At 53.7% G+C, this 26,483-nt stretch carries 31 protein-coding genes, 2 tRNA genes and 1 pseudogene; 14 read left to right on the top strand and 20 right to left on the bottom strand.

What is annotated here, in order from left to right; genetic code table 11:
* Position 1 precedes the first annotated feature (1 nt).
* From DW724_RS03045 to DW724_RS03035, 3 genes are all read right to left on the bottom strand, one after another.
* The gene (locus tag DW724_RS03045) at positions 2-346 is read right to left on the bottom strand and encodes a hypothetical protein (RefSeq protein ID WP_118760603.1); all 345 of its coding nucleotides are present in this window, start codon (positions 344-346) and stop codon (positions 2-4) included.
* An 86-nt stretch (positions 347-432) separates the two neighbouring features.
* Complete coding sequence (locus DW724_RS03040; protein ID WP_118760602.1) at positions 433-1,014, bottom strand: GcrA family cell cycle regulator; 582 nt, start codon at positions 1,012-1,014, stop codon at positions 433-435.
* 15 nt (positions 1,015-1,029) lie between these two features.
* Positions 1,030-1,296, bottom strand: coding sequence for a hypothetical protein (locus DW724_RS03035; protein WP_118722280.1), 267 nt, complete (start codon positions 1,294-1,296; stop codon positions 1,030-1,032).
* Positions 1,297-1,375: 79 nt separating this feature from the next.
* On the opposite strand from DW724_RS03035, the gene DW724_RS03030 reads away from it, so the two are divergent.
* Positions 1,376-1,981: a hypothetical protein gene (locus tag DW724_RS03030; protein WP_147358629.1), complete on the top strand. Its 606-nt coding sequence runs from the start codon at positions 1,376-1,378 to the stop codon at positions 1,979-1,981.
* Here the strand turns inward: DW724_RS03030 and DW724_RS03025 are convergent.
* The 3 genes from DW724_RS03025 to DW724_RS03015 are packed head-to-tail and all read right to left on the bottom strand — an operon-like array spanning position 1,938 to position 2,832.
* On the bottom strand, positions 1,938-2,285 hold the full coding sequence (locus tag DW724_RS03025) for a hypothetical protein (protein WP_118760601.1): 348 nt from the start codon (positions 2,283-2,285) through the stop codon (positions 1,938-1,940). The genes DW724_RS03030 and DW724_RS03025 overlap by 44 nt on opposite strands.
* On the bottom strand, positions 2,286-2,579 hold the full coding sequence (locus tag DW724_RS03020; protein ID WP_118760600.1) for a hypothetical protein: 294 nt from the start codon (positions 2,577-2,579) through the stop codon (positions 2,286-2,288). It lies immediately after the preceding gene.
* A gap of 10 nt (positions 2,580-2,589) precedes the next feature.
* Positions 2,590-2,832 carry a DUF739 family protein gene (locus tag DW724_RS03015; RefSeq protein ID WP_118760599.1) on the bottom strand — a complete coding sequence of 81 codons (243 nt, stop codon included), beginning with the start codon at positions 2,830-2,832 and terminating at the stop codon, positions 2,590-2,592.
* Positions 2,833-3,000: 168 nt separating this feature from the next.
* Between DW724_RS03015 and DW724_RS03010 the strand changes: the two genes are divergently transcribed.
* The 3 genes from DW724_RS03010 (at position 3,001) to DW724_RS03000 (ending at position 5,980) form a co-directional block, all read left to right on the top strand.
* Positions 3,001-3,657, top strand: a complete 657-nt coding sequence (locus DW724_RS03010) for a LexA family protein (protein ID WP_118760598.1) — start codon at positions 3,001-3,003, stop codon at positions 3,655-3,657.
* 24 nt (positions 3,658-3,681) lie between these two features.
* Positions 3,682-4,683: a hypothetical protein gene (locus DW724_RS03005; protein WP_118760597.1), complete on the top strand. Its 1,002-nt coding sequence runs from the start codon at positions 3,682-3,684 to the stop codon at positions 4,681-4,683.
* Between the two features lie 178 nt (positions 4,684-4,861).
* Positions 4,862-5,980, top strand: coding sequence for a tyrosine-type recombinase/integrase (locus DW724_RS03000; RefSeq protein WP_118760596.1), 1,119 nt, complete (start codon positions 4,862-4,864; stop codon positions 5,978-5,980).
* Positions 5,981-6,501: 521 nt separating this feature from the next.
* Here the strand turns inward: DW724_RS03000 and DW724_RS02995 are convergent.
* The 3 genes from DW724_RS02995 to DW724_RS02985 all read right to left on the bottom strand — a co-directional run bounded on the left by DW724_RS02995 (position 6,502) and on the right by DW724_RS02985 (position 9,301).
* The gene (locus DW724_RS02995; protein ID WP_147358628.1) at positions 6,502-7,104 is read right to left on the bottom strand and encodes a hypothetical protein; all 603 of its coding nucleotides are present in this window, start codon (positions 7,102-7,104) and stop codon (positions 6,502-6,504) included.
* A gap of 188 nt (positions 7,105-7,292) precedes the next feature.
* On the bottom strand, positions 7,293-8,597 hold the full coding sequence (locus tag DW724_RS02990; RefSeq protein ID WP_118760594.1) for a sensor histidine kinase: 1,305 nt from the start codon (positions 8,595-8,597) through the stop codon (positions 7,293-7,295).
* Positions 8,594-9,301: a LytR/AlgR family response regulator transcription factor gene (locus DW724_RS02985; protein ID WP_118760593.1), complete on the bottom strand. Its 708-nt coding sequence runs from the start codon at positions 9,299-9,301 to the stop codon at positions 8,594-8,596. Before DW724_RS02985 ends, DW724_RS02990 begins: the two co-directional genes overlap by 4 nt.
* A 234-nt stretch (positions 9,302-9,535) precedes the next feature.
* On the opposite strand from DW724_RS02985, the gene DW724_RS02980 reads away from it, so the two are divergent.
* On the top strand, positions 9,536-10,021 hold the full coding sequence (locus DW724_RS02980; RefSeq protein WP_118760592.1) for an RNA polymerase sigma factor: 486 nt from the start codon (positions 9,536-9,538) through the stop codon (positions 10,019-10,021).
* A gap of 126 nt (positions 10,022-10,147) precedes the next feature.
* Here the strand turns inward: DW724_RS02980 and DW724_RS02975 are convergent, their stop codons facing one another.
* The 7 genes from DW724_RS02975 to DW724_RS02945 all read right to left on the bottom strand — a co-directional run bounded on the left by DW724_RS02975 (position 10,148) and on the right by DW724_RS02945 (position 15,544).
* Entirely contained in the window at positions 10,148-12,313 is a 2,166-nt protein-coding gene (locus DW724_RS02975; protein ID WP_118760591.1) for an ATP-binding response regulator, read from the bottom strand.
* Positions 12,300-13,121: a substrate-binding periplasmic protein gene (locus DW724_RS02970; protein WP_118760590.1), complete on the bottom strand. Its 822-nt coding sequence runs from the start codon at positions 13,119-13,121 to the stop codon at positions 12,300-12,302. The genes DW724_RS02975 and DW724_RS02970 overlap by 14 nt, the downstream gene beginning before the upstream one ends.
* Before the next feature lie 106 nt (positions 13,122-13,227).
* Positions 13,228-14,163: an XdhC family protein gene (locus DW724_RS02965; RefSeq protein ID WP_118760589.1), complete on the bottom strand. Its 936-nt coding sequence runs from the start codon at positions 14,161-14,163 to the stop codon at positions 13,228-13,230.
* The gene (gene moaC, locus DW724_RS02960) at positions 14,160-14,645 is read right to left on the bottom strand and encodes a cyclic pyranopterin monophosphate synthase MoaC (protein ID WP_118648062.1); all 486 of its coding nucleotides are present in this window, start codon (positions 14,643-14,645) and stop codon (positions 14,160-14,162) included. Before moaC ends, DW724_RS02965 begins: the two co-directional genes overlap by 4 nt.
* A gap of 79 nt (positions 14,646-14,724) precedes the next feature.
* Positions 14,725-14,800: transfer RNA gene (locus DW724_RS02955), tRNA-Pro, on the bottom strand.
* A gap of 45 nt (positions 14,801-14,845) precedes the next feature.
* A tRNA-Leu gene (locus tag DW724_RS02950) sits at positions 14,846-14,932 on the bottom strand.
* Between the two features lie 120 nt (positions 14,933-15,052).
* Positions 15,053-15,544: a COG2426 family protein gene (locus DW724_RS02945; RefSeq protein ID WP_227109541.1), complete on the bottom strand. Its 492-nt coding sequence runs from the start codon at positions 15,542-15,544 to the stop codon at positions 15,053-15,055.
* 178 nt (positions 15,545-15,722) lie between these two features.
* Between DW724_RS02945 and DW724_RS02940 the strand changes: the two genes are divergently transcribed.
* Both DW724_RS02940 and DW724_RS02935 read left to right on the top strand, forming a co-directional pair.
* On the top strand, positions 15,723-16,058 hold the full coding sequence (locus DW724_RS02940; RefSeq protein ID WP_118760588.1) for a PadR family transcriptional regulator: 336 nt from the start codon (positions 15,723-15,725) through the stop codon (positions 16,056-16,058).
* Entirely contained in the window at positions 16,045-16,365 is a 321-nt protein-coding gene (locus DW724_RS02935) for a permease prefix domain 1-containing protein (RefSeq protein WP_116704895.1), read from the top strand. Before DW724_RS02940 ends, DW724_RS02935 begins: the two co-directional genes overlap by 14 nt.
* A gap of 323 nt (positions 16,366-16,688) precedes the next feature.
* Here the strand turns inward: DW724_RS02935 and DW724_RS02930 are convergent, their stop codons facing one another.
* The 3 genes from DW724_RS02930 to cls are packed head-to-tail and all read right to left on the bottom strand — an operon-like array spanning position 16,689 to position 19,453.
* Positions 16,689-17,144 (bottom strand): threonine/serine exporter family protein, encoded by a 456-nt coding sequence (locus DW724_RS02930; protein ID WP_118760587.1) that lies wholly within the window; start codon positions 17,142-17,144, stop codon positions 16,689-16,691.
* On the bottom strand, positions 17,141-17,905 hold the full coding sequence (locus DW724_RS02925; protein WP_118760586.1) for a threonine/serine exporter family protein: 765 nt from the start codon (positions 17,903-17,905) through the stop codon (positions 17,141-17,143). The genes DW724_RS02930 and DW724_RS02925 overlap by 4 nt, the downstream gene beginning before the upstream one ends.
* An 18-nt stretch (positions 17,906-17,923) precedes the next feature.
* Complete coding sequence (gene cls / locus DW724_RS02920) at positions 17,924-19,453, bottom strand: cardiolipin synthase (RefSeq protein ID WP_243105676.1); 1,530 nt, start codon at positions 19,451-19,453, stop codon at positions 17,924-17,926.
* Between the two features lie 161 nt (positions 19,454-19,614).
* Here cls and DW724_RS02915 point away from each other — a divergent pair, with 161 nt between their 5' ends.
* Complete coding sequence (locus DW724_RS02915) at positions 19,615-20,814, top strand: M24 family metallopeptidase (protein WP_118760585.1); 1,200 nt, start codon at positions 19,615-19,617, stop codon at positions 20,812-20,814.
* A pseudogene (locus DW724_RS16350) lies at positions 20,738-21,217 on the top strand (dipicolinate synthase subunit A N-terminal domain-containing protein); the annotation flags it as partial. The gene DW724_RS02915 and the pseudogene DW724_RS16350, both read left to right, overlap by 77 nt.
* A gap of 127 nt (positions 21,218-21,344) precedes the next feature.
* Here DW724_RS16350 and DW724_RS02905 read toward each other — a convergent pair.
* Positions 21,345-22,088 carry a sporulation initiation factor Spo0A C-terminal domain-containing protein gene (locus DW724_RS02905; protein WP_118760583.1) on the bottom strand — a complete coding sequence of 248 codons (744 nt, stop codon included), beginning with the start codon at positions 22,086-22,088 and terminating at the stop codon, positions 21,345-21,347.
* A 588-nt stretch (positions 22,089-22,676) separates the two neighbouring features.
* Between DW724_RS02905 and DW724_RS02900 the strand changes: the two genes are divergently transcribed.
* The 5 genes from DW724_RS02900 (at position 22,677) to DW724_RS02880 (ending at position 26,476) form a co-directional block, all read left to right on the top strand.
* Positions 22,677-23,177: a QueT transporter family protein gene (locus tag DW724_RS02900; protein WP_199677276.1), complete on the top strand. Its 501-nt coding sequence runs from the start codon at positions 22,677-22,679 to the stop codon at positions 23,175-23,177.
* 18 nt (positions 23,178-23,195) lie between these two features.
* Positions 23,196-23,693, top strand: a complete 498-nt coding sequence (gene queF, locus DW724_RS02895) for a preQ(1) synthase (RefSeq protein ID WP_118285179.1) — start codon at positions 23,196-23,198, stop codon at positions 23,691-23,693.
* A complete protein-coding gene (gene queC / locus DW724_RS02890; RefSeq protein ID WP_118760582.1) occupies positions 23,690-24,376 on the top strand; it encodes a 7-cyano-7-deazaguanine synthase QueC in 687 nt (228 codons plus the stop codon). Before queF ends, queC begins: the two co-directional genes overlap by 4 nt.
* Before the next feature lie 113 nt (positions 24,377-24,489).
* The gene (locus DW724_RS02885) at positions 24,490-25,611 is read left to right on the top strand and encodes a cysteine desulfurase family protein (RefSeq protein ID WP_118760581.1); all 1,122 of its coding nucleotides are present in this window, start codon (positions 24,490-24,492) and stop codon (positions 25,609-25,611) included.
* A gap of 16 nt (positions 25,612-25,627) precedes the next feature.
* On the top strand, positions 25,628-26,476 hold the full coding sequence (locus DW724_RS02880; protein WP_118760580.1) for a tRNA 2-thiocytidine biosynthesis TtcA family protein: 849 nt from the start codon (positions 25,628-25,630) through the stop codon (positions 26,474-26,476).
* The last annotated feature ends 7 nt before the right edge of the window (positions 26,477-26,483 follow it).

Below are 26,483 nucleotides of genomic sequence, written 5' to 3'. Positions count from 1 at the left end.
GTTACATCTCCTCCAGCAGGCTCTTGATGATGTCCTTCGGCGTGCCGCGGCGCAGCAGGTCGGCAATGTCGTCGCCGGTCAGCTTCGCGCCCTTGCGGACGAGTGCTGCATCGAGCGTTGCGTCCTCGCACGGCTCCGTGCTCCACGTCGGCGTGCCCTTGCTTGCGATTGCGCGGATCAGTTTAACACGGAACTCCTCGGCGGCGTTCTTGTCCTGCTCGCGCACGTTCGTGTAGATGGTCTTGATAGCGTAGCCGATCTGGCTGACTACCAGATCCATGTCGCCGCCCAGCGCAATCTCCGTGCGGTTGTTGTCGCCGTTTTCCGTACAGATAATCTTTACCATTGAAATTCTCCTAACTTCATGCTATTATGTGGTTGAATACATTTCTTTGCCGCTGATCGGGATTGCCGTCCTGACAGCGGCGTTTTTCATGCGCATACTTCGTCGTAGGCGATAACAGCCGCGATCTCGCAGACCGACACATCGGCGTCGGGGTGCTGCTCGATGATGTACGACAGCTTGCGGATTTCCTGCTCGATGACCGACAAAGCCTTGCGCCAGCAGACAGCCATCTTGTTGAAGTCGTCCACCCGACCGACCACAGCGTCAAACGCCGTGAAGATCATGCGGTCAACATCGACCGGCTCTTTTGCTGGTTCCGGCTCGGCCTCGACGGACGGCTCGGTTTCAGCTTCCTGCTCTGGCTCTGCTTCGACCTCGGGTACCGGTTCGGTACTCGGCTCCGGCGTCTTGCTGCCGGTCCGCTGCCGTGCTGCCATGGCGGCCAGCTTGGTGATGACCTTATCGCTCGACACGCCCAGCGCCTCCGCGATCTCGTTCGCAGACTTGCCCTCGTCGCGCAGCGTTGCCAGCTGCTCGAGCTGTTCATCTGTCCAGCGGAAGTACGGACGCCTGCTCGGCTTGATGCCGCGGCCGTGCTTTGCGGTGTCCTCTACGCCGAACTCGGATGCGACCGAGGCGAGGGTTTCTGCGAAATTGTTGTTTTGCATTGGATTTCCTTCTTTCTAAATTTTGTTGTTCTTGAACCCTGCGGATTGCGTCACCCAGAGATAAAAGGTCAATGTCGGAATGTAAAATGCGCGGTTGTGCGCATTTTTCTTGAGCCAGCCCAGTCCGAACGGACAGGAACCATGCTCCAGACACGCCCGCAGGCTTTCGCCCGCCATGCCGAGGAACGCTGCGCACTCCTCAATCGGGATTTTGCTGGGGTACTTCTCGCAAAGCTGCTCCAGCTCGTCCAGCTTTGTGATGATGGTGGTGGGTACTGCCATAGATGTTCACCTCGCTTTCTTGATCTTCGTTGCCCCTCCTCGGCCAGTGTGATATACTGAGGCCGAAAGGATGATTAAAATGTTTAATACACCCGAACAAATGTGGAACCTATTGAATATCGTCGCAACGCTGTTAACTACACTCATTGGCGCCTGGTTCACCATGCAAGTATTTTATGGAGGTAAGAAAGCCGATGCAGCTAATATGCAACTTGAAAAAGTCTATGGCCCTCTGTTTACGCTTGTCGAGCCATACCTTTTTCATAAAATGGATCGTAAGCAGTGCGCAGCGCTTGTCGATCAGATCGAGCAAATTGTTCTCAACGGCGGCTATCTCGCAGATCCTATGCTAAAAGATCTTATACGGAATTTTCGTACAGCGAAGGACTGCACTCCCAAACAATATAATGAATATCAGCACAAGTGGCTCTATGTTTTCACAGAAACTCCCGACCACTACTTAGAATACTGGTTTCGGATTTGCAATCATATTGATCGCACGTATGATAAACTATGTCTAATCTGCTCGTATCCGCTGCGCAACCGAAGCTATCGACTTGATCGTAAGCAGTACGTTAACTCATTTCGGCTGGCTTTTGCTTGGGTTATTTTCTTATTGCCGGTTTTGATTTGGTTTGCCATTATACTGATAGTCCTAATAATGTCTGCATTACATGCATCATGATCGTGTATACCAGTAGATCAAACGCTAACGCTGCCAGTCGCATTTTCCACAATTCATATCGCATTGAATAAAGGACAAGCCCTACTGACGCTATTGCTCCAGCAATCCACATTGTGTCTTGGGTTGTCAACTCGCACCTCCCTCTGTCCTGTTTATCGGACATATGTTGCGCTATGCTGACTGCGATTTGATACCCAGCACTTTCTCTTGCTGCCGCCGCAAGGCATTCATGCAGCAACCGCAGCACCGAGTAGCGAATATTATCCGTGGATGAAATGCGCAGTATTTGTTTTTGTTCTGGCATTTACCTATTCTCCTCCGGCTCGCTGCTCGCCTTCAGTACACGGTCAAGGTTCTTTTCCAGCTCCTGCACGCTCTTTGTAAGGATAGCGTCCATCAGCTCATCCGGATACTTCGCAACGGCGCAGGAGTTAATGCTGACCTTGTCGCCTGCGAACGTAAGGCTGACTGTCGGTCTTGCTCCGCCTGTCTGGTGAAATGTTACCGACTGAACCATGCCCGAAATATCCACGCCGTTCAGCAGGATCTTCGTTGCACAGCCTTTGCCGGTGCTTTTGATCTTGATGTCTGCGTCCATGGGAATTACCTCACTTTTGTTCGTGTTTCTGAACTTTCTCAGTAAAAAAATATTCGGGGATTTCCCCTCGAGAAAAGCCTAATACGTCAGCCGATCGAAACATTTCCTGCTGTGAAAACTCGAGCTGATTGTTTAATCGTTGACTTACAGACACTCTTCCTAAGCCGATTGCGTCTGCAAAGGCATCCTGCGTTCCGAAAACTTCTTTAATTCGCCCTCGCAGGCGAGCATAATCGAAAACTGGGTCCTTCATTGTATTCACCTCCTGTTCGCGTTTCTGAACTCATTGTAGCATGTTCCTCTGCCAGCTGTCAATACTGTTTGTTCTCTTTTCTGAATTTATTTTTGTCTGCGTCGTTTTCTTGTTGCGTTTTCTGAACATTCATGATATATTTATACCAAGGAGTTAGGAGGGAGCTAAATGGATACTATTGCAAGCAGACTTCGAGCGGCGCTTGAAATGCGAGGCATGAAGCAAGCTGAACTGGTTGAGCTAACAGGTATCGGTAAATCATCTATCAGCACTTATCTACGAGGGTCATATATTCCCAAGCAAAAGAACATCTATAAGATGGCTAAAGCATTAAACGTCAATGAAGCCTGGCTTATGGGTGAGGATGTAGATCCGACTCGGCAGAATGCCTACTCGGAACCATCTGACAGCTCGCTCGTCACGATCCACTACGCCGGACCTGTCGCAGCGCACTTTGACGCAACACCCGATGACGCCTACGAGCAGCGTACCATCCCTGCCCAGTGGATTGGGCGGCGCAGACCTGAAGATTTCTTTCTGGCCACGGTCAGCGGCGACAGTATGTATCCGCAGTTCCAGGACGGCGATGAAATCCTGTGCCTGCGATGCAGCGACATGGGCATTTCCGGCCGGATCGGCATTATGCTGCTGGGCGGGGATGAGGCCACTGTCAAGCGTATCGAATATAAGCCAGGCGAGGATTGGATTGATCTCATTCCCATCAACCCAGAATTCAAGCCGAGGCGTATCGAAGGTGTAGACCTGGAACAGTGCCGTGTTGTCGGCCGTGTTATCAAAGTCATTCGCACGGTCGATCTGATTTGATACGCAGATACAGGAGTTACAACGATGCAAAAACTGAAAACACCTCGCGCAGCTGAGCCAAACAAGCCCGGCTGCTTGAAATATGGTGCAACGGTATTCTGTTCCTTAGGTGCTTCTATCTATCTCATCATTGCTTTGACGGGATATGGTTTGACCGATACAAGCGTCCGCCCTCTTCTTTTTGTCCTGTCCGGAATTATGATAGCCGTTATCATAATCATATGGCGTCCACGGTCAAAGAAAGCAGCCGAACATCAGATTTTATACGAAGCACCGCCATCTGACGAAATATCCGAAGATTTGTTTCCACTCAAAGCACTTGAAGATGACTGTGCCGAACCACCCGTCTCATACATTTCCAACGGCCGAACGACCTGGCGTGCAGACGGAAAAGAGCTTACCGATGATGATGTTGCGTATCTGCGCCAATCCAGTTGGGAAAAAGCACGCCAATACTATGAAAACAGTCCTAACCCGAAATTCCATCGCAGCTCTGATGAACGCATGGCTAAGAGCAAATTTCATACCGCCAACGCGGAATACATCGACAAGCTAGAGCAGGACATATGGCTGCCGAATTTGTACGATTTCAACAGTGTAGATGAAGCTATTGCCCATGCCCAAAAGGCTTTGATCTCCGCACAAGAGCTTGCAGAGTATTGCTCAAAAACCTCCATTGGGCAACAATACTTTGAAGATATGTGGCTGCATGCCCACAATAGCCAAAATCCTGATTTCAGCTTTATCGACAAGATCAAAGAGCGCTACAAAGATCTAACTCTGAACTACGAGGAACGCAAACACGACTTCGCTGTTCATCAAAAGCGACAGGCATTCTTGCAGATCGCTGACGACGAGGTGCTGAAGGTTATTCAGGACAATCCTGCTATCCTGCAGAAGGATCTGCACAAGCAGTTCGATCCCGACCTAAAGCCGACGATCGGTACTGCTGTCAGTCATTTAGTTAAGGCAGATAAGATCACTCGCATAAAGCACGGCAATACCTACGAGCTGTATCCAAAGTAAAGAGCTTATCACATCATCTATTGTTAAACTGGTCGATTTCGACTCGATTAAAACAAAAAAAATCCCGCCCCGGTGCTACCAACACCAGAGCGGGACATGAGGTACTGACAAATCGCGAAACCTATCAGTACCTCTATTTTATCACACCTTCACGCGATAAGAAAGGGGTTTTATTGTTATGCCAAGAAAAAAGCCAACACGCAAGGACAAACGGTTCGAGTACAAGATCACCGTCGGCCGCAATATCCACGGCAAGCCGCTGCGCAAATCCTTTTACAGCACCGTGAGTCTGTCCGATGCGAAGAAGAAAGCCGAGGAGTACCGCGTAGCCTCCGAGGTGTCGGCGCGTACCGGAGAGGCCTTTGTGCCCTCCACCGGCCGCTTTGCTCCCTGGGCACGAAAGTGGCTGCTGTCCTATAAGCAGCCGTTTGTCGAAGAAGATACATACAAGCTGACCTACGTCAGCCTTGTCGAAGGGCACCTGATCCCCTACTTCGGCAATGCCCTCCTCTCTGATATTCGTCCGGTAGACATACAGGCGTATTTCGCCACTAAGACAGCGTGCTCGGAAAGCCGGTTAAAGAAAATGCGGTCAATCCTCAATGCAATCTTTGAATGTGCGATTGAGAACGACCTCTGCTATAAGAACCCTGCCAAGCACTGCACCTACCGCAGCACCGCTCAGAAGCATATCAAGCACGTTCTCAGCGATGAGCAGATGGAAACGGTCAAAGCCTATACCGCAGATCGTATGCCCGAGGTCGTGCTCCTGCTGGAAACCGGCCTGCGCCGTGGTGAACTGGTTGGCCTTATGTGGTCGGATATTGATTTGAACGAAAAGACCCTCCGCGTGCAGCGCTCTATGATCGTGCGGAACGGGACGGTCGTTGCCAATCCGCCAAAGTGGAAAAGCTACCGTACCCTGCCGTTGAGCGAGGAGGCTGTCCAGCTGATCCGCTCGCTGCCGAAGGAATCTCTGTATCTGTTTCCGAACGAGGATGGCAAGCCCTATTGCCCGAACACATGGTCGCAGAAGCTCAAACGCCTTATGCGAAAGCTGCACAATGAGCATAACGAAGTGCCGGTTGTGACAGCACACGAACTGCGGCACACCTATGGTACTTATCTCCGGCGGCATGGTGCAGACATCTACACCATCCAAAAATTACTTGGTCATAAGGACATCAACGTCACCGCTGAAATCTACGTTCACAATGAAATCGACACGCTGCGCAACGTGCTGACTTCGATCAATCCGACAGGCGAAAATCAAGCCAAAACCGCCGAATCTTCCTGACGACAAATTGACGACACCAAGGTGTAACGGATTGAAAGAAATCGCAGATTTCCCATCCTCACCACTCCGAACTATTTTCTGCATTTCATCTCAAATATTACGAAAAACACAGATAAATCATCACTTTTGCATATCTGAACTATGCACTACGGTTGACAGATTTGAAAACAAATATATAAGCTTCAGGTGCTAGTGTTCGCAAGGACGTGGGGGTTCAAGTCCCCCCATCCGCACCAAGTGAAAGAGCTGAAATCTTTTGATTTCAGCTCTTTTCTATACTTTTTATGGTATTTAGTTTTATGATGTAATTTGTGAAAAACTGCTGTCTACCACAAGTGTCTACCAAAATCGCGGCACTTCATTTTCGGGCTGATTTTAGTGCAGGTTCAGCACCTTTTTTAACGAGTTTTAGGATGACAGGATATCGTTTCAGGACATATGCTACCGATCAGCAGCAAAAGCACAATTTCCGCATCACCAAAAGAGCTGAAACCCAAAGATTTCAGCTCTTTCCCACATTTTCAATTACGCCCTGCCTCCTCTACCTTCATGCGCGAATACCCAATCGGCATATTCAACGGTACGCTTGCACGAATCGAGTAATATACACCATTTGCGGTCTGCAGCAGCACACGATCGTCCTTAGAGAGATTCGGCAGCCAGCCTGCGTCCTGCTGCGCTGTCTCGTTATAAATACCGAGATTATATTTGCTGCCGGGTATCGTCACCGCAAACGCACTGACCGTCTCACCGTTTCCCAGAAAACTGTAAAACGGCTTGTACTTCACATCTTGCGTCAAATACACATTCCGGTAATAGCCGCTGATCGAATGCGAACCGACATCAGCCACCTCAGCCAGTGCCGTACTCGATACCGAAGCCGCTTGCTTCGGCACTGTCCACCCGGGATACAGCGCCGAGAACTCCGGTACCAGCTCTACTGTGCCGTCGCTGTGCTGAATGGCTGCCGCACCATTCACCGTCCACGCCTGACTGCCGTAAATGGCCTTCTCGCGTGCGGCTTCTGTGCCGGTATTCGCCGCACCGGCGCTCATCATTAGCGCAGAGACCGCCATGCAGCTTGCCAGCGCGGCGCTCAGTATTTTTCGAAATCTGTTCATCATTTAACCCTCCCTGTTTGCTCTCTAATTACTATCCACACCTTACCGGTTTTCATTTCAACATACCATCGCACTCACCTCAAAAAAGCAGTTATCTCAGCAGATAACCCATGCACATTGCATTTGTCATGGTCTATCTGTAAGATAACTGCTTTTCACCGAAATTGCAACCGGCTATTCCTGCTTAGTCGTTATTCGTTCCTGCTTTGCACGTTAAGGAGCAAAATATCGCAGATGAACCGGTCGTTCTGCTCGTAAAACCGAATCAGTCCCTGATTACGTTCCACCGCCTGCCGCATATTCTGAATGCCGAAGCCGTGGCGATACCGGATATTTTTCGTGGTACGCAGTGCCGGATTGTCCGGCAGCACCGGATGTGCGATATCATTGGCAATTACAATCGAGCTGTATGCTCCCTGCGGCTGAATATGAATATCCACCACCTTGCGCTGACTGTCTTTTGCGGCACGAATCGCATTGTCCAGCGCATTGCCGAGGATGATGGTAATATCCTCCGGCGAAATACCCGCCAGCGGTGTCGTGATAATGGCGCTCAGCCGAATACCTGCCCGTTCCGCGGCTGCGCTTTTGCTGTTGATAATCGCATCAAGCACCTTGTTGCCCGAAAACATGATCAGCTTGTTGACGGTATTCTGCTGCTGCAGAAGCTGCCCTGTGTACTGCTCGATGCCCGTAAGATCCCGTTCTTCCGCCATGGATAAAATGCAGAGCAGGTGATTTTTGAGGTCATGCCGCAGCGCACGAACCGTGTCATACATGTTCTCAATGTCCTTGGCGTTTTCCTGCAGACATTCGTTCTGCAGCGCGAGCAGCGCCATTTCGGTTTGGATTTTGCTGACCTGCCCCAATCGAACAAACAGGAAATAAATCAGGATATTCAACGCCAATACGATGCACACCGCATAAAATACAATATTTTGAATATGCGGTTCCTGTATCGCCGCATACATCATCAGCGTAATCGTGATAATGGATAACGTTGGAATCGCTGCCAACGGGATAAAATCCAGCCATTTGATTCGACCGTTTTCCTTCACCCGCAGGATAATCCGCGTGATTACAAAAAACAGCAGTTTGGTTATCAAAATCGAAATAATGCGAACCGAATTAAACCGACTGAGCAACAAGGCAACATTATTTCCGGACAATTTTGCGACAAGCAGTGCCGTAAAAGTTGCAATAATAGCCACAAGGCCCATCGTAAATGCAGAAACAAATATCTTCTGCAGGATTGGTCCGCGCAGCAAAATGCAGCAAAACGCAATGTTGATCAGTATCTGTATCGAGCTTGCATAGCCTTCATACAGCTGCCCCCAGGAGAAAAAGGCTACACTGCCGAAGGACAGCACACCAAAGAGTGCCGTCCATATATATTTCGCCGGGCAGGCCATGCGGTATCCGAAATACTGCACTAAGAAGCTCAAAATAAGGGTTACCTCTACGGCGTTAATTGCCATTTCAAACCAGAAATTCATGGGCGCAGACTCCTCATATACGCCATGAAGGCGTTCTGTGTTTCCTCTGCTTTGGCGCGGCTGACCGGCAGGACCGTTCCGTCCGTCAAAGTGACGCTCGTCCGGCTGCAGATTTGAACAAACCGGCAGTTCAGCAGATAGCCAACGTGGCAGCGCACGAAAAAGTATTTGCTGAGTGCCGTTTCGATATCGCTCATACGTGCCTTGAACCGCAGAGACCTCTCGTTGTAATGCACAACGATATAATGTCCCTGACTCTCAAAATACGCAATCTCCGTGATCGGAATGCGGGTGCTGCTGCCGTTCATCGTAACCGTGTAGTGAATCTGACGACTGTTGAGAAGCTGCATCATTTTCTCGGTTATCCGCGGCAGTTCCTCCAGATGCGTTTTACGGAGAAACCAGAACGGCTGAAACGCAAATGATTGATACACCAGATTTTCCATGCCGGACAGAAAAATGATAAGCGGCTTCGACGGCATGGCTGACAGTTCTTCCGCGACCGAAAAGCCGTCTTTTTCGGGCATATCAATATCTAAAAACAGCACATCCGTCGGCCTGCGTGTAATCTCGCGCAAGACTTCCACGCCCGTGTGCGCGGACACGATCTCCGGTGTGATTCCGTATTTTTTGAAAACGGTCAGCAGACGTTTTGCAAAGGTCTGCGTGAATACGGTATCGTCATCGCACAGTATAATACGCATGAGTGCTCCTCCCTGTTGTGTTCTGAACTAACTATACCATAAAGCAGCACGGCATACAATATTTCACAAAGCGGTCTGTCTCCTGCTGCCCCGCTTCTATTATACCGCAGATTGATGGACATTCGGCTGCAGAGCAGGAACGCAAAGTGACCAATCAGGAACGCGCTATTGATTTTGCTCTCGAAAACAGGTATCGTGCGTAACATAACCCGATAGAAATCAGGTGAACGATCTATGACGACACAGGACAAGGAGCTGTTTTCCCAATTATACGACCGGAATTACAAGCGGCTGCTGTATGCCGCCATCCGCATTGCACACAACCCGTTTACAGCAGAGGAGCTGACGAACGAGGCGTTTACCATCCTGCTGACGCATTTTGACCAGGTGCGCCAGCACCCGAATCTGCCCGGTTGGCTGCACACCGTGCTGACCAATCTCGCGCTTGATGAGTACAAACGGCGGAGCCGGTATGTGCAGGTGCCGCTGGACAGCGTTCAGGATCTTGGCTGTGAACCGATTTTCCTTTCCATGCTCGACCTGCTGCCGAACGAATTATCCCGCACGGATAAGGAGATTCTGTATCTGCGGTATCAGCTGAATCTGAACTGTGTGGACATTGCCGAATATCTGCATATCAGTCACGAGGCCAGCCGTGCGCGCTTAAGCCGCGCCAGACAGCATTACGCTCACCTGCTTGCGAAGGAAAGGTTGATGTGAACTCCCATCTTGCCGAATAGTTATGCTGTGTGTATAATACGGGCAGCAGAACTGCACTATAAAGGAAAAGTCAGCCATTTTCGGCTGACTTTTCCTTTACATATTATCCTTCTTGCGCTTCTGCTCCTATTTCCGCGAGGATTTGACAAGCCGCTCCAGCGTTTCCACCATCTCCGAGCCTTCCAGCGGCTTTGCAATATGCATATCCATGCCCGCAGCAAAGGCAAGCTGACGATCCTCTGCGAAGGCGTTTGCTGTCATGGCGATGATTGGAATGGTTCTCGCATCCGAACGCTTCATTGCGCGAATACGCCGCGTCGCTTCCAGACCGTCCATCACCGGCATCATCACATCCATTAAAATCGCATCAATTTCTCCGGGCTTGGAATCGGCAAAAATGCGTACCGCCTCCTCACCATTCACTGCCTTGATGATGGAGGCTTCTTCCACATTGAGTACAAACTCAGCAATCTCCATATTCATCCTGTTATCTTCCGCAACCAGCACATGCAGTCCGGCAATAGAACTGGTCTGCAGCAGACGTTTCGGCTTGTTTTGCTTCTCTGGTGCATGGCAGATGCGGAACGACAGCGACAGCGTAAACGTCGTGCCTACGCCCTGCCTGCTGACAAAGGACAGCGTGCCGCCCATTTTCTCCGCCAGACTTTTCGCAATCGGCATACCCAGACCGGTACCGCCATATTCCGATCGAGCAAAATTCCGTTCCTGTGCAAATGGCTCAAATACGTGCTTCTGAAACTCCTCGCTCATGCCGATACCGGTATCCGCACAGGTGAATTCAATCTGTGCAGTCTCCGGATCCGCACTCGGCTTTTCGCAGCATCCCAGCCTGATTTCGCCGCCCACGCGGTTGTACTTGACCGCATTGCTGATGATATTCATCAGCAGCCGCCGCAGGTGCAGCGGACTGCCGAGCAGGCAGCGGTGCTCAACCGGATAGCCATCCGTTATTATCGTAATGCCCCGCTCCCGTGCCTGCTTATCCACCACCATGCCAACACTGTCTAGCAGTTCCTTGAGGTCAAACTCGCGTTCCTCCAGCATGATCTCGCCGGATTCGAGTTTACCCATGTCCAGCACCTCGTTTACCAGCTCGAGCAGCAGACCGGAGGCATCCCAGATTTTCTTCCGGCACTCGGTCTGCTTGTCCGGATCGTCCTTATAGTAATTCGCAATCTCAATCATACCGCGAATGCCGTTGATCGGCGTGCGGATATCGTGGCTCATGCGCTGCAGGAACTCGGTCTTAGCGCGGTTGGCCTGCTCGGCCTTTTCAGCGGATTCCATCAGCTGCTCGCGGAATTCCCGCTCGCGCCGATCCTGCTCGGCCAGATATTCCCGCGCGGAACGTCTGCGGAACATCTGAATCGCGGTCAGCATGATCAGATAAATGATCAGCGCCGCCATCATATTTTTGACCATATCAGTCGCTACCATGCGGTCGGATACATAGGCGTAGATATAGTAGTCGCGGCTGCGGTCCAGACCGCCGAAATAGGTGCCGCCATCGCACTTGAAATGCCCGACCTCGGCGGACGAAAGATTCGACTTGATCTGCTGCAGAATACGGCTGTCCTCCACCTTGGTATCAGCCAGCGCTTCATCGTTGGACGCGATAATGCGGTCGCCGTTTGCCACCACAATCACACCGTCGTCCCTGGTATTATAGCCCGCAAGCGAGCCCTGTATGGTCAGCGTATAATTGCGTGCATACTCCGCAGTGGTGTGATAGTATGCAACGATCACACCGGGCACATCTGTACGGCCGTACGCCGAAATATCCACATAGGAGCCGTCCGGCAGGTCAATCCGCGAAGCATAGGTCTTCTGCGGATACCTGACCACATCGAGCACTGTATCCCGCTCTATATACTCCTGCAGTGTCAGAAAATTCAGCAGATCACCGTTATACTCGCACTGCACGCTTCCACCTGTGTCCAGCAGAATAATGCCGGTCAACCGCTGTTCCTGCGCATAGAACCGAAGCCGTTCTTCATCTACAGCCGAGCCTTCATAGCCGATATTGCGGTTTACCTGCTGTGCGTTGTCCATGATACGCATCAGGCTTTTGGTAACAGCTGCAGCATTGTAGCGTGTATAGGTTGTGCACTGCTCCTTCACATAATCTATCGTATTGCCGAGCTTTTCCCGTGTCTGCGCGCTCTCCGCACGCGCCGTGTTAAAGCCGACCACGATGACCAGCACGGCGCCGATTGCAGCCGCAATCCGTTCGTACCGACGCGTGGCTTTGTTCTTTTTAATCTGCAGCACAGTCCACCTCCAAATATTTGTCCGGATCGGACAGATATCTGCCTATGATTGTTCGAGTCGTACCGTCTGCACGCATTTCCTCGAAAACCCGGGAAAGCTGTTCGCTCAGTCCGCGCGTATCGTTTTTTGCAAATGCCACACCGATTCCTGTCGTGAGAATGCTTTCGTCCAGAATACGGTAATCCGCATCATAATCTTTCATGTACTGCCGAATAGCGGTTTCGTGCGCTGCGATCGCATCCACATAGCCCTTGCCGAGAGAGGTGTAAAGCAGTTCGCGATCCTCCAGACTGTATACTTCACGCACAAGCGGAATGCGGCTGTCCGTTCGCTCGAGGAAAATACTTTCCGGCTTGGTGGTGGACTGCACGGCAATGGTCCTGCCCTCCAGATCGCTCAGCCGGTAAATATCGCTGCTTCGGTTGACCGCAACCACCTGGCGGCTGATCATATACGGTTCGGTCCAGTTGTATTCGTTCTCGCGCCCATCAATGGAAAAACATCCCCAGATACAGTCAATATCACCATGTTCAACCAGTTTCTTCTTTTCTTCCCAGTCAATGCCGACGAAGGATACTGCATACCCCAGCCGTCCGAAGGATTCCTTAGCCAGATCCACATCTATGCCCGCCGGATTGCCGTTTTCATCGGTATAATTAAACGGCGGATAGTTGTCACTGCCCACCTTGATCGTTATCGGTGTTTCCGTCTGGTGCTCCTGCATATCCTCGACAGCCGTACATCCGCACAACAGCACACCTGCCAGCGCTGCCGCAAATACACCGAAAATTCGTCTTTTGAATCTCATGGCTTCCCCTGCTTTACTTTTTTATCCTTATTATACCATTTTAGATCTGTGAATGCCAGAGAGAATGTGACATTTTATCCCAGTATTTTTCGACAACTTTTTCACTTTATGTCGATTTTTTCGTACCCAAATCTGCCAGCAGCACCTTCATCTGCCCGCCGCAAACCATACCTTCCTGCGCAGCAATGTCGTTGCTCATGTCGATGGTGACGCACTTGTGCTCGCCGGTCCCAATCAAGTAGTACGCCTGCCGCATAACGGCGCTCTCACTGCAGCCGCCGCCGATGGTGCCTGCGGTAGCCGTGTTGGCATTGACCACCATGTACGAGCCGGATTTTACCGGCGTGGAACCGCTGGTCTCGTACACGAGCATGAGCGTTTTGGGAATATCACCGCGTGCAGCGGTTTCCAGCAGCGGCAGGTCGATGTCCTCTGCGGTGAGAATGCTGCTCTTGGAACGGCGATCGGTTGTGCGGCGGCGTTCCGCGATCAGCTCTGCCACGATAGAAATCGCAATCTCCTTGACGGTCAGCGCACCAATGTCCAGACCGATGGGCGTATGAATGCGGTCGAGATCTGCCCGAGAGAAGCCTTCTTCCTCAAGCATGTTCAGCAGACCGACCGTGCGTCTTTTCGACCCGATCATGCCGAGATAGCGCGGCATGGTGCCGTGCAGAAGCTCCCGCAGGCAGTCCGCGTCATAACGATGCCCGCGTGTGATAACGGCAACGTAATCGCTCTCTCGGATGCCGATTTTCTCGATTGCCGCCGGAAACAGATCACATACAATCTGCTTTGCTTCCGGAAAGCGCGGATGGTTGGCAAAGGACGGCCGGTCGTCCGCCACGACCAGTTCAAAACCGAGATCGGCCGCATAGCGGCAAAGCGGCTGCGCGATCGTGCCGCCGCCGAGCAGAATCAGGCGTTCCTGCGGCATGAAATTGCGCGTATACTGTACGCCGTCCGCGTCGATGGTCAGCGCCGCCGGAAGTCCCTTGCGCGCATTTTCTGCGGCAGCCTGCAGCTGTTCCAGCAAAGTCATCGTGCCGTCGCTCCTTCCGCGTGATAATCTCCGCTTTTGCCGCCGGTCTTGTGCAGCAGCAGCGTCTCATCAATACGCATACCGCGGTCCACCGCCTTGCACATATCGTAGACGGTCAGCGCGGCAACAGAGGCCGCCGTGAGTGCTTCCATCTCAATGCCGGTCTTGTGCGAGCAGCGCAGCGTGCTGACAACGCGCACCTGCGTCTCCGAGACAGCCTCAATGGCGATGTCCACGCTCTCGATCGGGATTGGATGACACATCGGGATCAGCTCTGCCGTCCGCTTGGCCGCCATAATGCCCGCGATACGCGCGCACGCGAACACATCGCCCTTGGGCGCTGTGCCGTCGAGGATCATGCGCAGCGTCTCCGGCTGCATGGTCAGCACGGACTGCGCCACAGCTTCGCGCTGCGTGACCGGCTTTGCGCCGATGTTGACCATGTGCGCTGCACCGTTTTCATCCAAATGGGTCAGTTTCATGTTGTTCCTCCCGAAAATTCATTCTTTTCTGCAAACACAAAAAACACCGCTCAAAACGACGTTTAAGCGGTGTTTCATCTGGTCCGAGTGACAGGATTCGAACCTGCGGCATCCTGCTCCCAAAGCAGGCGCGCTACCAACTGCGCTACACCCGGATAGTATTGTGAGCGCCCCGTATTCCGAGGAACCGAGGCGCTTGATGGTGCCGGTGACCGGACTCGAACCGGTACGCTGTCGCCAGCGGTGGATTTTGAGTCCACTACGTCTACCAATTCCATCACACCGGCATAACATGGTTATTATATCGTAAATCGCACCGGTTGGCAAGAGGAATTTTTCGAAAAGGGTATTTTTCTTTCACTGCCGCAAAAGATAAAAGCCATTCCCGCAGGAATGGCTTTCGTCTGTTAAAACAAATGTGCAACGCCAATTACACCCTGAGAACCGAGCAGCATAATGAAGCCTGCAACAATTACGCCGCACAGAATCGAAGTCAGCGCCTTGGTTTTCGGCATTTTGAGCAGCGTTGCGATCAACGCACCTGACCATGCTCCGGTGCCCGGCAGCGGGATCGCCACAAAAAGGAACAGACCCAGCCGTTCATATCTGGTGACCTGACCGGTCTTTCCGAGCAGCTTTTCGCGGTACTTGGTGGCAAAGCCGGAAAGCGGGCCGAGCGAGCACACCCAGTCCAGCAGCTTTTCTCCGAAGAACAGTAAAAACGGGATCGGGATCATATTGCCGATCACAGCCAGCGGAATCAGCTCGATCGCCGGCACGCCTGCGACCGCGCCCAGCGGGACCGCACCGCGCAATTCTACCAGCGGAACCATGGAGATGAGCACAACCGCCAGTTCACGGCCTGCGCCCATCAGCCAGTTGAATAACGATGAAAACACGATTTTTTCCTCCTGACAAGTGTTCTATGGTAAACAGCGAATATTCACACAGATATACTTGTTAATGATACCCTATTCCGCATACAAACGCAAGCGCTGCAATCGTAAAATCTGTGTAAAATAATTTGACGCACCCCTCGCGAGCGGTTATACTGAATATATAAAGGAGGGGATCTCCATGCCGCGAGGACAAAAAGACGCTGCCTTTTATGACAGCGCGGCTCTGCTTGTGCTTTCTCTGCTTGAGGAGGCGGACAAGACCGGTTTTCAACTGCTGCATGAGGTGGAATGCCGCTCAGACTGCGCATTTGCCCTCCGCGAAAGCCGCCTGTATCCCCTGCTGCACGGACTTGAGGCACGCGGCGATGTCCGCTCCTGTGAACGGCAGACCGAGGACGGCACGCACCGGTTTTACCGACTGACCTGTCAGGGCGTGAAAACGCTCACCTGCTGCCGGGAACAGTGGAAAACCTGCCGTAAGCCAATCGGAGGTGGCGCCTGTGTCACCAAATAAGCTGATTGTGCCGTACCTGCACCGCGTGTGCCGGCATCTCCTGTGGCCGCCTTACCGTGCCCGCGTTCGGCGGGAGCTGACCGACCATATTCTCAGCCGCGCGGAGGAGCTGCGCTGCCGCGGCAGTCTCACGCAGGAGCAGGCTGTGCGTCAGGTGCTGCGCGCACTCGGTGACCCGGATGTACTGGGAAAGGCTCTGCGGCAGGCACGTCTGCCGCTTGCGCGGGTAGTGTACAATGTGATTTTCGCCACTGTGTGGATCGCGATTCTGCTCTGTGCGTTATATCTGACAATTCACCTGCTGTAAGCAGCACAAAAGCGTTCTGTATGAGATCTACAGAACGCTTTCTTTAGGCAATACCGCATAGCGGTGTTGCCTGAGGCTGTCGAAAAACTAACGTTTTCCGAGCATCCTCTCGCTCGAAACCACGCTTTCGAGCGAATACCGAAGAAAAACCGCGCCCTGCGGGCACATTTTTTCTTCCCTTGTATAAATTCCGAGATACATGCTCCCGGAATTTATGAATTTGCTCCGCAAATTCTATTTTATGCGTGCTGCCGCACGAAGCGTAAAAATTAAAATAATATTTTTTTGACAGACTGAGGCAATACCGCATAGCGGTGTTGCCTTTATTTTCTTGCGCTGTACAGCAGCCACAGCTTGCCGAAAGTCTGCACCAGGCACGCCACAAGGATGACGCCGAACGCCATCGCGCCCGCCTCCTCGATGAACAGCGTACCGTATCGAGCAAAACCTGCCGTGTCGCCCTGCACGAGCGCAAGCGTCGTGTAATACAGGTCGCCGCCCGGAATCAGCGGCACCAGCATAGGCACGAGCAGCGTGATGACAGGCGCTTTGAGCAACCGCGCGAGCACCTCGGCCAGTGCGGCCGTTGCCAGCGTAGAGACAAAAAACGCGGTCACGCGGTTATCATACCACTGCATCGCCAGCAGATACACACCCCAGTTTACCGCAGCACCCAGCATGATCGTGATCAGGCGGCTGCCGGAAATATGAAACAGCAGTCCGAAGCCGAGCGCACCGATCATCGCCATGACAATCTGCAGGAGGATTTCACCTGTCATACGGCACCGCCCCCAGTCTGCATGAGCACGAGCGCGCAGCCTGCCGCGATGGCAAGCGCTCTCAAAACCGCTTCAAACGCGCTGAGCAGTCCGGTGATGGTGTCACCCACGAAAATATCGCGCATGGAGTTGACGAACGGAATGCCCGGAATCAGCAGCATGATGTTGCCGATAATGATATAGTCCAGATTCTGTCCCATGCCGGTTTTTACCGTGAGAGCCGCTGCCGCGCACATCGCCGCCGAGCTGACCATGGTCAGCACGAGCGGCTGCAGCGAAATCCGATCGCCGAGCACGCCGATGACATACAGCAGCACGCTGCACAGCATGGCGGCTATGCCGTCTCTCCAGGTGCCGCCGAAGAACACAGCGAACGAGCCTGACGTGATCAGATACGCCAGCGGCAGCCGGCAGCGCAGCTTATCCGGTGCGGTGCGTATCGCCTCCAGCCGTGCGTGCAATTCCTCCGGCGGAACAGGATTCACACATACCTCGCGCGACAGCTCGTTGACCGCCTCAATGCAGCGCATATCGGTTCCGCGCCGCAGAATGCGGCGCGTCTGCGTGATCACCTGATCGTCCGCCGTTCGTACCGTTACTGCCATGCTGGCCGTGATGGTCAGCACATCCGCTCGTACAAAACCGTAGGCGCGTGCCAGACGGCGCATGGTGTCCTCTACGCGGGCTGCCTCAGCACCTGAGGTCAGCAGCAGCTCTCCCGCATCCAGCACAGCGGAAAGTGTCTGCTCCGGTCGGTCCATTCAACCACGCTCCTCTCATTATAGCAGCGGCGCGAACAGACGCAGCACGCTTGCCATGATCGACCGAATCCACGGCACACGGCGCAGCCATTCGTCATCAATCCGGCGGCTGACATTGATGGTCTCCATAATGTCCTGCTTAACGGCGGCAACGACCGAGCTGTTGTAGAAGCAGGTCGCGCACTCGAAGTGCAGGAAGAATGAGCGGAAATCCATGTTGATTGTACCGACCACCGCCGTATCATCATCGGACACGATGGTTTTCGCGTGCAGGAAGCCCGGTCGGTACTCATAAATCTTGACACCCGCTCGGTGCAGCTGCTGATAGTACGAGCGTGTGATCATGTACACCAGCTTTTTATCCGGGATGCCCGGCGTCAGGATGCGCACGTCCACGCCGGATTGTGCCGCAATGGTCAGCGCCGTAATCATCTCGTTGTCCAGCACAAGGTACGGCGTGGTGATATAAACGTACTTTCGCGCGTTATGGATGATCTGCAGGTAGGTGGATTCACCGATATTGATGTCGTCGAGCGGTGAATCCGCAAACGGCTGCACATAGCCGTCTGCCGGCAGCTTGGCGGTCGGCAGATAGTTTTCGAGCGGCGGCATGTCCTCGCCGGTGACATACTCCCACATCTGCAGGAACAGGGCGGTCATATTGGCTGTTCCCTCACCCCGCAGCATGATGCCGGTGTCCTTCCAGTAGCCGAAGCGCACCTTTTTGTTGATATACTCATCCGCCAGATTGATACCGCCCATATAACCGACATTGCCGTCAATAATCGTCATCTTGCGATGGTTGCGGTAATTGAGATAGGTGTTCAGCGTCGGGATAAAGCGGTTAAAGCGCACCGCGTGAATGCCGAGACTCATCAGATAGCGGTCGTAGTCTTTCGGCAGCGTGCAGATCGAACCAACGTCATCGTACAGCACGCGCACATCCAGTCCGGCGGCCGCCTTCTCCCGCAGAATAGCAAGGATCGTATCCCACATTATGCCTTCTTCGATGATGAAATACTCCAGAAAGATGAACTTCTGTGCGTGGCGCAGCTCCTCGCACATGGAGTCGAACATTTCCTCGCCGACACGGAAATATTTCGTCTCCGTGTTGGTCCACACCGGCATACCGTCCAGCGTCTCGATGTAACGGGCGCGTGCTGCATGACGCGGATGCTGCTCGATCAGCTCCTTTGTAGCAGGTGTACGCATATAGTCGGTGAAATCCGGCGGTTTCGGCTCGTACTGATGTTGGGTACGCGCCCGATTGAGCGGCGTATTGCCCCAGAACAGATAAAACAAGCCGCCGAACAGCGGCAGCAGCACAATAACCAGTATCCATGTGATCTTGTACATCGGGTTGTCGTACTTACGCACCAGCCAGATGACAATGATAACGCTCAGCACGGTCAGTGCCGGTGTCAGCCAGTGATATTCCGTACTTGCCCAGCTTACGCCGAACATAACGATTGCAAGCTGCATCAGCAGCAGAAATCCGCCGACAACACGTCGGTCGCCCAGCAGCTTGCCTACTTTTCTGCGCATCATAATCGCTCCCTTCCCTGCAAAACGCAGTCCTTCCATAGACTATAATCATATCGCACAAGGTATAAAAAGTCAACGCGTCTGCGTTGCTCTCCGGTTAAATATGTGCTACACTAAAAGTAACATTTTTGTAAACCACCGTTAATCATACAGGAGGATCATCCATGCCCCATATTTCCGTGCCCGCCGCCGAACTGAACACGCGGCTCGACCGTCTGCGCTGTGCCATGACTGAGAAGGACCCTGCGTGGTCCATGCTTCTGCTCGACAACACGCTCGACATGTACTACTTCACCGGCACAATGCAGGATGGCGCACTTGTCGTGACACCCGATCAGGCTACACTGTTCGTCCGCCGCTCGTTTGATGTTGCAAAGGACGAATCCGCCTTTGCAGACATCCGTCCGATGGGCAGCTTCCGCGGCATCAAGGAGGTCTATCCGGATATTCCGGAGACCGTCTATGTTGCCGCAAAGACCATGACGCTGCAAAAGCTCTCCATGCTGAACAAGCATCTGCCGTTTTCACCCAAGCCGGTGGATGGCGTACTGAGCGGTCTGCGCTCGATCAAGAGTGCGTATGAACTGGACTGCATGCGCGAATCCGGCAGACTGCACCGTTATGTCATCGAGGAACTTGCTCCGGCGTTCCTGCGCGAAGGCGTCAGCGAAGCACGCCTGTGCAGCGAGATCTGCACCGCCATCGTGGACCGCGGCGGCATGGGTATCTCGCGCTACAATCAGCCGGCAGCCGAGGACGTGCTCGGCATTGCCAGCTTCAGCGAAAACAGCCTGTGTCCCACCGCGCTGGACAGTCCCTCCGGCTGTATCGGCACCTCGACCGCAATGAAGTCCATCGGCTCGTCCGAGCGCAAGCTGCACGAAGGCGACTCCGTCCTGCTGGACATTCCGTGCGGCTGGCGCGGCTACCATACCGATAAGAGCATCACGTTCTACTACGGCGAGCTGGACAAGCATCCGCAGAGCGGCGTGATCCGTGCGGCACGCGAGCAGTGCATTGCACTGGAGAACGAAACCGCATCTCTCCTGCGTGCCGGTGCCGTTCCGGCTGAAATTTACGAGAAGATCCTCTCTCTCGTCGATCCTGCGTTCCGTGAAGGCTTCATGAACGGCTGCAAGTTTCTCGGCCACTCCATCGGTCTGACAATGGACGAAACACCGGTTCTCGCCAAAGGCTTCTCGGCTCCGCTCCAGTCCGGCATGACGCTTGCCGTTGAGCCGAAGATTGCGATTCCGGGTGTCGGCCTCATCGGCTGCGAAAACACCTATGAGATCACCGCAGACGGTCCTGCGCAGTCGCTCACCGGCGCGTGCGACACACTGTTCGAGGTACTCAATCAGTAATCTATACAAAAACATCCGCTCTCTGTTTGTACAAAGAGCGGATGTTCTCTTTTCACTCCTCTTTTGCATCCGGCATAGAATGGCGCAAAGGAGGTTTTTGCTTATGAATCAATCGACGACTCTCGCCGTCGTCGGCGGCGACGTGCGTCAGGCATATTTAGCCGAGCTGCTGCATGAAGCAGGCCACACCGTTCGCACATTTGCACTCGAGCGCCGCCCTGCCGCAGGCTGCACGGCTGTAAGTGACCTGCAGGCGTGCCTTGCCGATGCACGCGCGGTCATTCTGCCTATGCCGGTGCAGACGGGGGACGGCAGCCTGAACGCGCCGCTTGCCAATGCACAGCACACGATCGGCGATGTACTCGATGCCATTCCCGCCGGAACGCTGACACTGGCCGGTGCCGTGCCCTTTTCCGTACACGCCCGCGCGGTGCAGAACGGACTGACACTCATCGACTACTTATCCCGCGAGGAGCTGGCGATCCGCAACGCGGTACCTGCCGCATTTGCAAAAAGCACAGGCTGTCCGGTTACAGGCGACAGGCTTCCTGCCGGAGATACTCCACGAGAGCCGCACAGAATTCGCGGTTGCTCGGCGGCTCCCTATCCTGTGCACGCGCTTCCCCGAAATACCTGGCAAGCACGGCTTTATCACACTTATCCCATGCGCGGTGAACGGCGTAGCGCATGTTGCGCTCCACATTACTGCCTTCGCTGTTCATCTGCTGCGCGACACTATGATAAATGATCTTGGTGATGCTGGCACCGTCGGTCTCCCGATACAGGCACACGGTCAGCAATGCACACTGATAGCCGATCGTCTGCTCGCGCATGCCCAGTTCCCGCAGGATCTGGGCCAGCCGCTGCTCCACCGTATCGCCCCGACTGGTACAGTTGACCGCCAGCTTGATACGCTCATACAGTGCATCCGCACAGATTGGCTTGCGCAGCAGCACGTTGATGTGCAGCAGACTGCACTCCACATAGGTCTGACCGCCGATGAACGAGCTGAGCAGGATAATGCTTGTATCCCACATCGCCTTCTGTCTCATCCACGACGCAACGGCAAAGCCGTCTGCATACGGCAGGTCGGTATCCAACACGACCATATCCGGCGTTTTTTGTCGAATCATTTCCCACGCCTTCGTGCCGTTCGACGTACTGCCGACAAGCTCCAGCTCATTGCTCGCCTGCATAAGCTGTTTTGTCTGTTTCAGCAGAGACTCGTCCGCACACGCCAGTAAAATACGCATTTTGCCTTGTTTGATCTTCATTTACTGCTTTCCCCGGCTTTCTCTATCTTATGCCGATTTACGGATTACATCTTATTTTTACATATTCAGCGCGTCCGCGCAAGCGGATATCCCTGCTTTTCCCCGCATATTTATCGACAATTTTCGACAAAACCGCGTTTTATCTGTCGAATGTCCGGTTTTCTCTCTGTCGGGCAGGGATTCCGCGCTTCTTGGTGAAACCGCATAATCTCTCTATCAAAACCATGTTTTGCTGCTTTTACACTTGCATAAACGGCAAAAATACGCTATACTATCGTTTGTGCCGTTCGGCACTTTGCTTCCGGATATGGAATGACAGTTCGAAACCATCCTGTCGTAAAACAAAACTAGGGACAACGAAACAGAAAAATTTTAAGGCAATACCGCATAATTGAACAAGAGTGATTTGCGAGTAAATTTTGCGTACTGACGCGGCACAGTTTTGCGGTAATACTTGATGTATTACCGTGAAACTGCAACAAAGTCAGGACACAAAATTTCCGCAAAGCACCGCAGTCTTAATTGTGCGGTGTTGCCTTAGGTTTCCAATCAACGTTGTTGTGTGCATTATTTGGAGGTGAACGAAATATGGTAAAAGAAAACATGAGCAAGGTTCAAAAACTGACCGTTTCTGCTATGGTGATGGCACTTTACGTTGTTGTGCTGTACTTTACGCAGAGCTTCTCTTTCGGCGCGTACCAGATCCGCATTGCGACGGCTCTGTATGCGCTCGCTTACCTGTTTCCGTTCCTGGTTTTGCCGCTTGGTTTCGCTAATTTCATTGCCAACTTTCTGTTTGGCGGACTCGGTCTGCTGGACTGGTTCGGAGGCTGCTTCGTCGGTATCATCGTTACCGCGATCATCGTGCTCATCCGCCGCAAGGGATGGAGCCGCTGGCTGATGATCCTTCCGATCATCCTTGTGCCCGGTCTCGGCGTATCGAGCTATCTGAGCTATCTGCTGCACGTTCCGTATTCTGTACTTGCCACCAGCCTGTGCATCGGTCAGTCCGTACCTGCGGTCTGCGGTGTCGTTCTGGTGAACGTACTGCAGCGCGCACTGTATCCCAAGGCAACTAAGGCTAGTTAATGTAAGGAGAATGCAACCATGACCGGAAGAAATAAAGAAGAACTGAACGGTGTCACGCTGCTCGGCAGCCAGAAGAACAAGTATCCCTCGGACTACGCGCCCGAAATGCTGGAGACTTTCCCGAACAAGCATCCGGACAACGACTATTTTGTCAAGTTCAACTGCCCGGAGTTCACCAGCCTGTGCCCGATGACCGGCCAGCCGGACTTTGCTACCATTTATATCTCCTATGTGCCCGGCGAGCGCATGGTAGAGAGCAAGTCGCTCAAGCTGTATCTGTTCAGCTTCCGCAACCACGGCGATTTCCATGAGGACTGCGTAAACATCATTATGAAGGACCTCATCCGCCTGATGGATCCGAAGTACATTGAGGTCTGGGGCAAATTTACGCCGCGCGGCGGCATCTCGATCGACCCGTACTGCAACTACGGCAAGCCCGGCACCCGCTGGGAGGAGGTTGCATTCGAGCGTCTCACCCACCACGATCTGTACCCGGAGAAGGTGGACAACCGATGAGCGAGAAGGCAATGGTCCTGTGCAGCGGCGGCGTGGACAGCACGACCTGTCTTGCGCTTGCCATCGAGAAGCACGGCAAGGAGAATGTGTGCGCGCTGTCCATTTACTACGGTCAGAAGCACGTTAAGGAGATCCAGGCTGCAAAGGCGGTTCTCGAATACTACGGCATCGAGGGCACGTCTCTCGACCTGACGCCGGTGTTCGCGTACAGCGACTGCTCGCTGCTTTCCCACTCGACCGAGGACATCCCCGAGGAATCCTACGCCGAGCAGCTGGCACAGCGCGGCGGCAAGCCGGTTACGACCTATGTGCCGTTCCGCAACGGTCTGTTCCTGTCGGCAGCGGCCAGCGTTGCGCTGTCCAAGCACTGCAGCGTGATTTACTACGGTGCGCATCACGACGATGCCGCCGGCAATGCCTATCCCGACTGCAGTGAGGATTTCGTAAATGCAATGAACCACTCCATTGTACTCGGCTCAGGCGGTGATGTCCGCATCGAGGCTCCGTTCGTGCGTTGGAACAAGGCGCAGATCGTTGCCGAAGGTCTGCGGCTGCAGGTTCCCTATCAGCTGACGTGGAGCTGCTACGAGGGCGGCGACAAGCCGTGCGGCAAGTGCGGCACCTGCCTGGACCGCATCCGCGCGTTCGAGGCCAACGGCGTGACCGACCCCGCAATGAGGTAAAACAAAAGACTGCTGTTTCATCGGAGACAGCAGTCTTTTTCTGTCCATCTTGACTTTTTCCTATAAGAATGCTATGATTATAGTCGTTAACCTTATTTTGAGGAGTCCATGCTATGATTTATCTCGATTATGCCGCCCATGCACCCGCGGACCCTGCGGTGCTGGAGCGATTCTGCGATATGGAACGCCGGTTCCCGGCCAACCCGAACTCGGTACACATGGCAGGCAAAGCCGCCCGCGAGGAAATGGCGCGTGTCACTGAGCAGATTGCAGCGCTGACCGGCGCGTCCCCTGCCGAGGTCATCTTTACCTCGGGTGCGACCGAGGCGAACAACCTCGCCATCAAGGGCATCGCACAGGCGTCACGGCATATCGGCAAGCACATCATCTCCACACCGCTCGAGCATTCCTCGGTCAGCGGCAGCCTGACCGCCCTGCAGGAGCGCGGCTGGGAGATCGACCTGCTCTCCATCGGTCGGGACGGCACGGTGGATCCGGAGGAAGTGCGCGAGCTTCTGCGTCCGGATACCGTTCTCGTTGCCATCTGCGCGGTGGACAGCGAACTTGGCACCATCCAGCCGGTAAACGAAATCGCGGCGCTGCTGGCTGACCATCCGAACTGCCGTCTGCACGTTGACGCAACGCAGGCTATCGGGCGCATCCCGGTGGACTTCGCCGGTATTGATACACTGAGTTTTGCGCCGCACAAGTTCGGCGGCATCTGCGGCAGCGGTGTGCTGCTCAAGCGCAGCCGTATGCCGCTCGAGCCGCAGATAAACGGCGGCGCCAGCACAACGCTGTACCGCAGCGGCACGCCCGCACTCGGTCTGGCGGCTTCGTCCGCACTGGCACTGCAGCTGGCATGCGATAAGCGTGAGATCCGCTGTGCTGTCGTTCAGCGCCACAGCGAGAAGCTGCGCCGCGCACTTGCGGCGTATCCGGCGGTGCATATCAACAGTCCGGAGCACGCCGTGCCGCATATCCTCAATCTGAGCGTGAAGAATGTGAAAGGCACCGTATTTCAGCGCGCGCTGTCCGAAAAAGGCGTGTGCGTATCGGTCAAATCCGCCTGCTCGGCGGATGGTCTGCCGTCCCGTGCGGTGTTTGCTGTCAGCCGTGATCGCAGAAATGCACTGTCCTCATGGCGCATCAGCCTGAGCCACCTCACCACAGATGCGGAAATCCACGAATTTCTGGCCGTTTTCGACGCGTGCTATCACGAGTTAGTCAAGTAATACAGGGAGCATCATTATGAAACGAGATTTACAGCCGCACGAGCTGATCGAGCGTAGTATCATCAAAAAATTTCGCAAGACCATCTGGAACCCGTTTACACTGGCGGTCCGTCAGTATCAGCTGATTCAGCCGGGCGACAAAATTGCCGTGTGCATTTCGGGCGGCAAGGATTCCATGCTGATGGCCAAGCTGATGCAGCTGCTCCAGCGGTACAGCGAGGTGCCGTTCGAGGTGGTTTTCCTCGTCATGGACCCCGGCTACAACGAAATCAACCGCAACAAAATTGAGAGCAACGCTGCACTGCTGCATATCCCGGTCACCGTGTTCGAGACCGACGTTTTCGCGGTTGCCAACAACAGCGAGAAGAACCCGTGCTACCTGTGTGCGCGCATGCGCCGCGGCTATCTGTACAGCAAGGCGCAGGAGCTTGGCTGCAACAAGATCGCGCTCGGCCACCACTTCAACGATGTCATTGAAACGACCGTGATGAGCATGTTTTATGGCTCGCAGATGCAGGCCATGCTGCCCAAGCTGCACAGCACAAACTTTGCGGGCATGGAGCTGATTCGTCCGCTGTACTGCATTCACGAGGAGGATATCCTCGCGTGGAAGCAGTATAACGACCTCGAATTTATCCAGTGCGCGTGCCGCTTCACCGAAAACTGCACGATGTGCGACAACGGCGGCGGCGGTTCCAAGCGACAGGAGGTCAAGATTCTGCTGCGCCGTCTGCGCCGCGACAACCCGAATATCGAGCGCAGCATTTTCAACAGTATCCACTCGGTAAATCTGGACATGATGCCCGGTTACAAGTCCGGCGGCGTGCTTCACTCGTTCCTCGATGATTACGACGAACGCGGATAGAAAAGCG

The organism is Butyricicoccus sp. AM27-36 (genome assembly GCF_003480945.1).
In the GTDB taxonomy this organism is placed as follows: Bacteria; Bacillota; Clostridia; order Oscillospirales; family Butyricicoccaceae; genus Agathobaculum; species Agathobaculum butyriciproducens.
The sequence above is the reverse complement of the archived record's forward strand: the minus strand, read 5'-3'. Positions and strand labels throughout refer to the sequence as shown.

Excerpts from the sequence above, each read along its gene's own strand:
- DW724_RS03045 (WP_118760603.1), bottom strand. The coding sequence starts at position 346 with ATGGTAAAGATTATCTGTACGGAAAACGGCGACAACAACCGCACGGAG.
- DW724_RS03040 (WP_118760602.1), bottom strand. The coding sequence starts at position 1,014 with ATGCAAAACAACAATTTCGCAGAAACCCTCGCCTCGGTCGCATCCGAG.
- DW724_RS03035 (WP_118722280.1), bottom strand. The coding sequence starts at position 1,296 with ATGGCAGTACCCACCACCATCATCACAAAGCTGGACGAGCTGGAGCAG.
- DW724_RS03030 (WP_147358629.1), top strand. The coding sequence starts at position 1,376 with ATGTTTAATACACCCGAACAAATGTGGAACCTATTGAATATCGTCGCA.
- DW724_RS03025 (WP_118760601.1), bottom strand. The coding sequence starts at position 2,285 with ATGCCAGAACAAAAACAAATACTGCGCATTTCATCCACGGATAATATT.
- DW724_RS03020 (WP_118760600.1), bottom strand. The coding sequence starts at position 2,579 with ATGGACGCAGACATCAAGATCAAAAGCACCGGCAAAGGCTGTGCAACG.
- DW724_RS03015 (WP_118760599.1), bottom strand. The coding sequence starts at position 2,832 with ATGAAGGACCCAGTTTTCGATTATGCTCGCCTGCGAGGGCGAATTAAA.
- DW724_RS03010 (WP_118760598.1), top strand. The coding sequence starts at position 3,001 with ATGGATACTATTGCAAGCAGACTTCGAGCGGCGCTTGAAATGCGAGGC.
- DW724_RS03005 (WP_118760597.1), top strand. The coding sequence starts at position 3,682 with ATGCAAAAACTGAAAACACCTCGCGCAGCTGAGCCAAACAAGCCCGGC.
- DW724_RS03000 (WP_118760596.1), top strand. The coding sequence starts at position 4,862 with ATGCCAAGAAAAAAGCCAACACGCAAGGACAAACGGTTCGAGTACAAG.
- DW724_RS02995 (WP_147358628.1), bottom strand. The coding sequence starts at position 7,104 with ATGATGAACAGATTTCGAAAAATACTGAGCGCCGCGCTGGCAAGCTGC.
- DW724_RS02990 (WP_118760594.1), bottom strand. The coding sequence starts at position 8,597 with ATGAATTTCTGGTTTGAAATGGCAATTAACGCCGTAGAGGTAACCCTT.
- DW724_RS02985 (WP_118760593.1), bottom strand. The coding sequence starts at position 9,301 with ATGCGTATTATACTGTGCGATGACGATACCGTATTCACGCAGACCTTT.
- DW724_RS02980 (WP_118760592.1), top strand. The coding sequence starts at position 9,536 with ATGACGACACAGGACAAGGAGCTGTTTTCCCAATTATACGACCGGAAT.
- DW724_RS02970 (WP_118760590.1), bottom strand. The coding sequence starts at position 13,121 with ATGAGATTCAAAAGACGAATTTTCGGTGTATTTGCGGCAGCGCTGGCA.
- DW724_RS02965 (WP_118760589.1), bottom strand. The coding sequence starts at position 14,163 with ATGACTTTGCTGGAACAGCTGCAGGCTGCCGCAGAAAATGCGCGCAAG.
- moaC (WP_118648062.1), bottom strand. The coding sequence starts at position 14,645 with ATGAAACTGACCCATTTGGATGAAAACGGTGCAGCGCACATGGTCAAC.
- DW724_RS02940 (WP_118760588.1), top strand. The coding sequence starts at position 15,723 with ATGCCGCGAGGACAAAAAGACGCTGCCTTTTATGACAGCGCGGCTCTG.
- DW724_RS02930 (WP_118760587.1), bottom strand. The coding sequence starts at position 17,144 with ATGACAGGTGAAATCCTCCTGCAGATTGTCATGGCGATGATCGGTGCG.
- DW724_RS02925 (WP_118760586.1), bottom strand. The coding sequence starts at position 17,905 with ATGGACCGACCGGAGCAGACACTTTCCGCTGTGCTGGATGCGGGAGAG.
- cls (WP_243105676.1), bottom strand. The coding sequence starts at position 19,453 with ATGATGCGCAGAAAAGTAGGCAAGCTGCTGGGCGACCGACGTGTTGTC.
- DW724_RS02915 (WP_118760585.1), top strand. The coding sequence starts at position 19,615 with ATGCCCCATATTTCCGTGCCCGCCGCCGAACTGAACACGCGGCTCGAC.
- DW724_RS02905 (WP_118760583.1), bottom strand. The coding sequence starts at position 22,088 with ATGAAGATCAAACAAGGCAAAATGCGTATTTTACTGGCGTGTGCGGAC.
- DW724_RS02900 (WP_199677276.1), top strand. The coding sequence starts at position 22,677 with ATGGTAAAAGAAAACATGAGCAAGGTTCAAAAACTGACCGTTTCTGCT.
- queF (WP_118285179.1), top strand. The coding sequence starts at position 23,196 with ATGACCGGAAGAAATAAAGAAGAACTGAACGGTGTCACGCTGCTCGGC.
- queC (WP_118760582.1), top strand. The coding sequence starts at position 23,690 with ATGAGCGAGAAGGCAATGGTCCTGTGCAGCGGCGGCGTGGACAGCACG.
- DW724_RS02885 (WP_118760581.1), top strand. The coding sequence starts at position 24,490 with ATGATTTATCTCGATTATGCCGCCCATGCACCCGCGGACCCTGCGGTG.
- DW724_RS02880 (WP_118760580.1), top strand. The coding sequence starts at position 25,628 with ATGAAACGAGATTTACAGCCGCACGAGCTGATCGAGCGTAGTATCATC.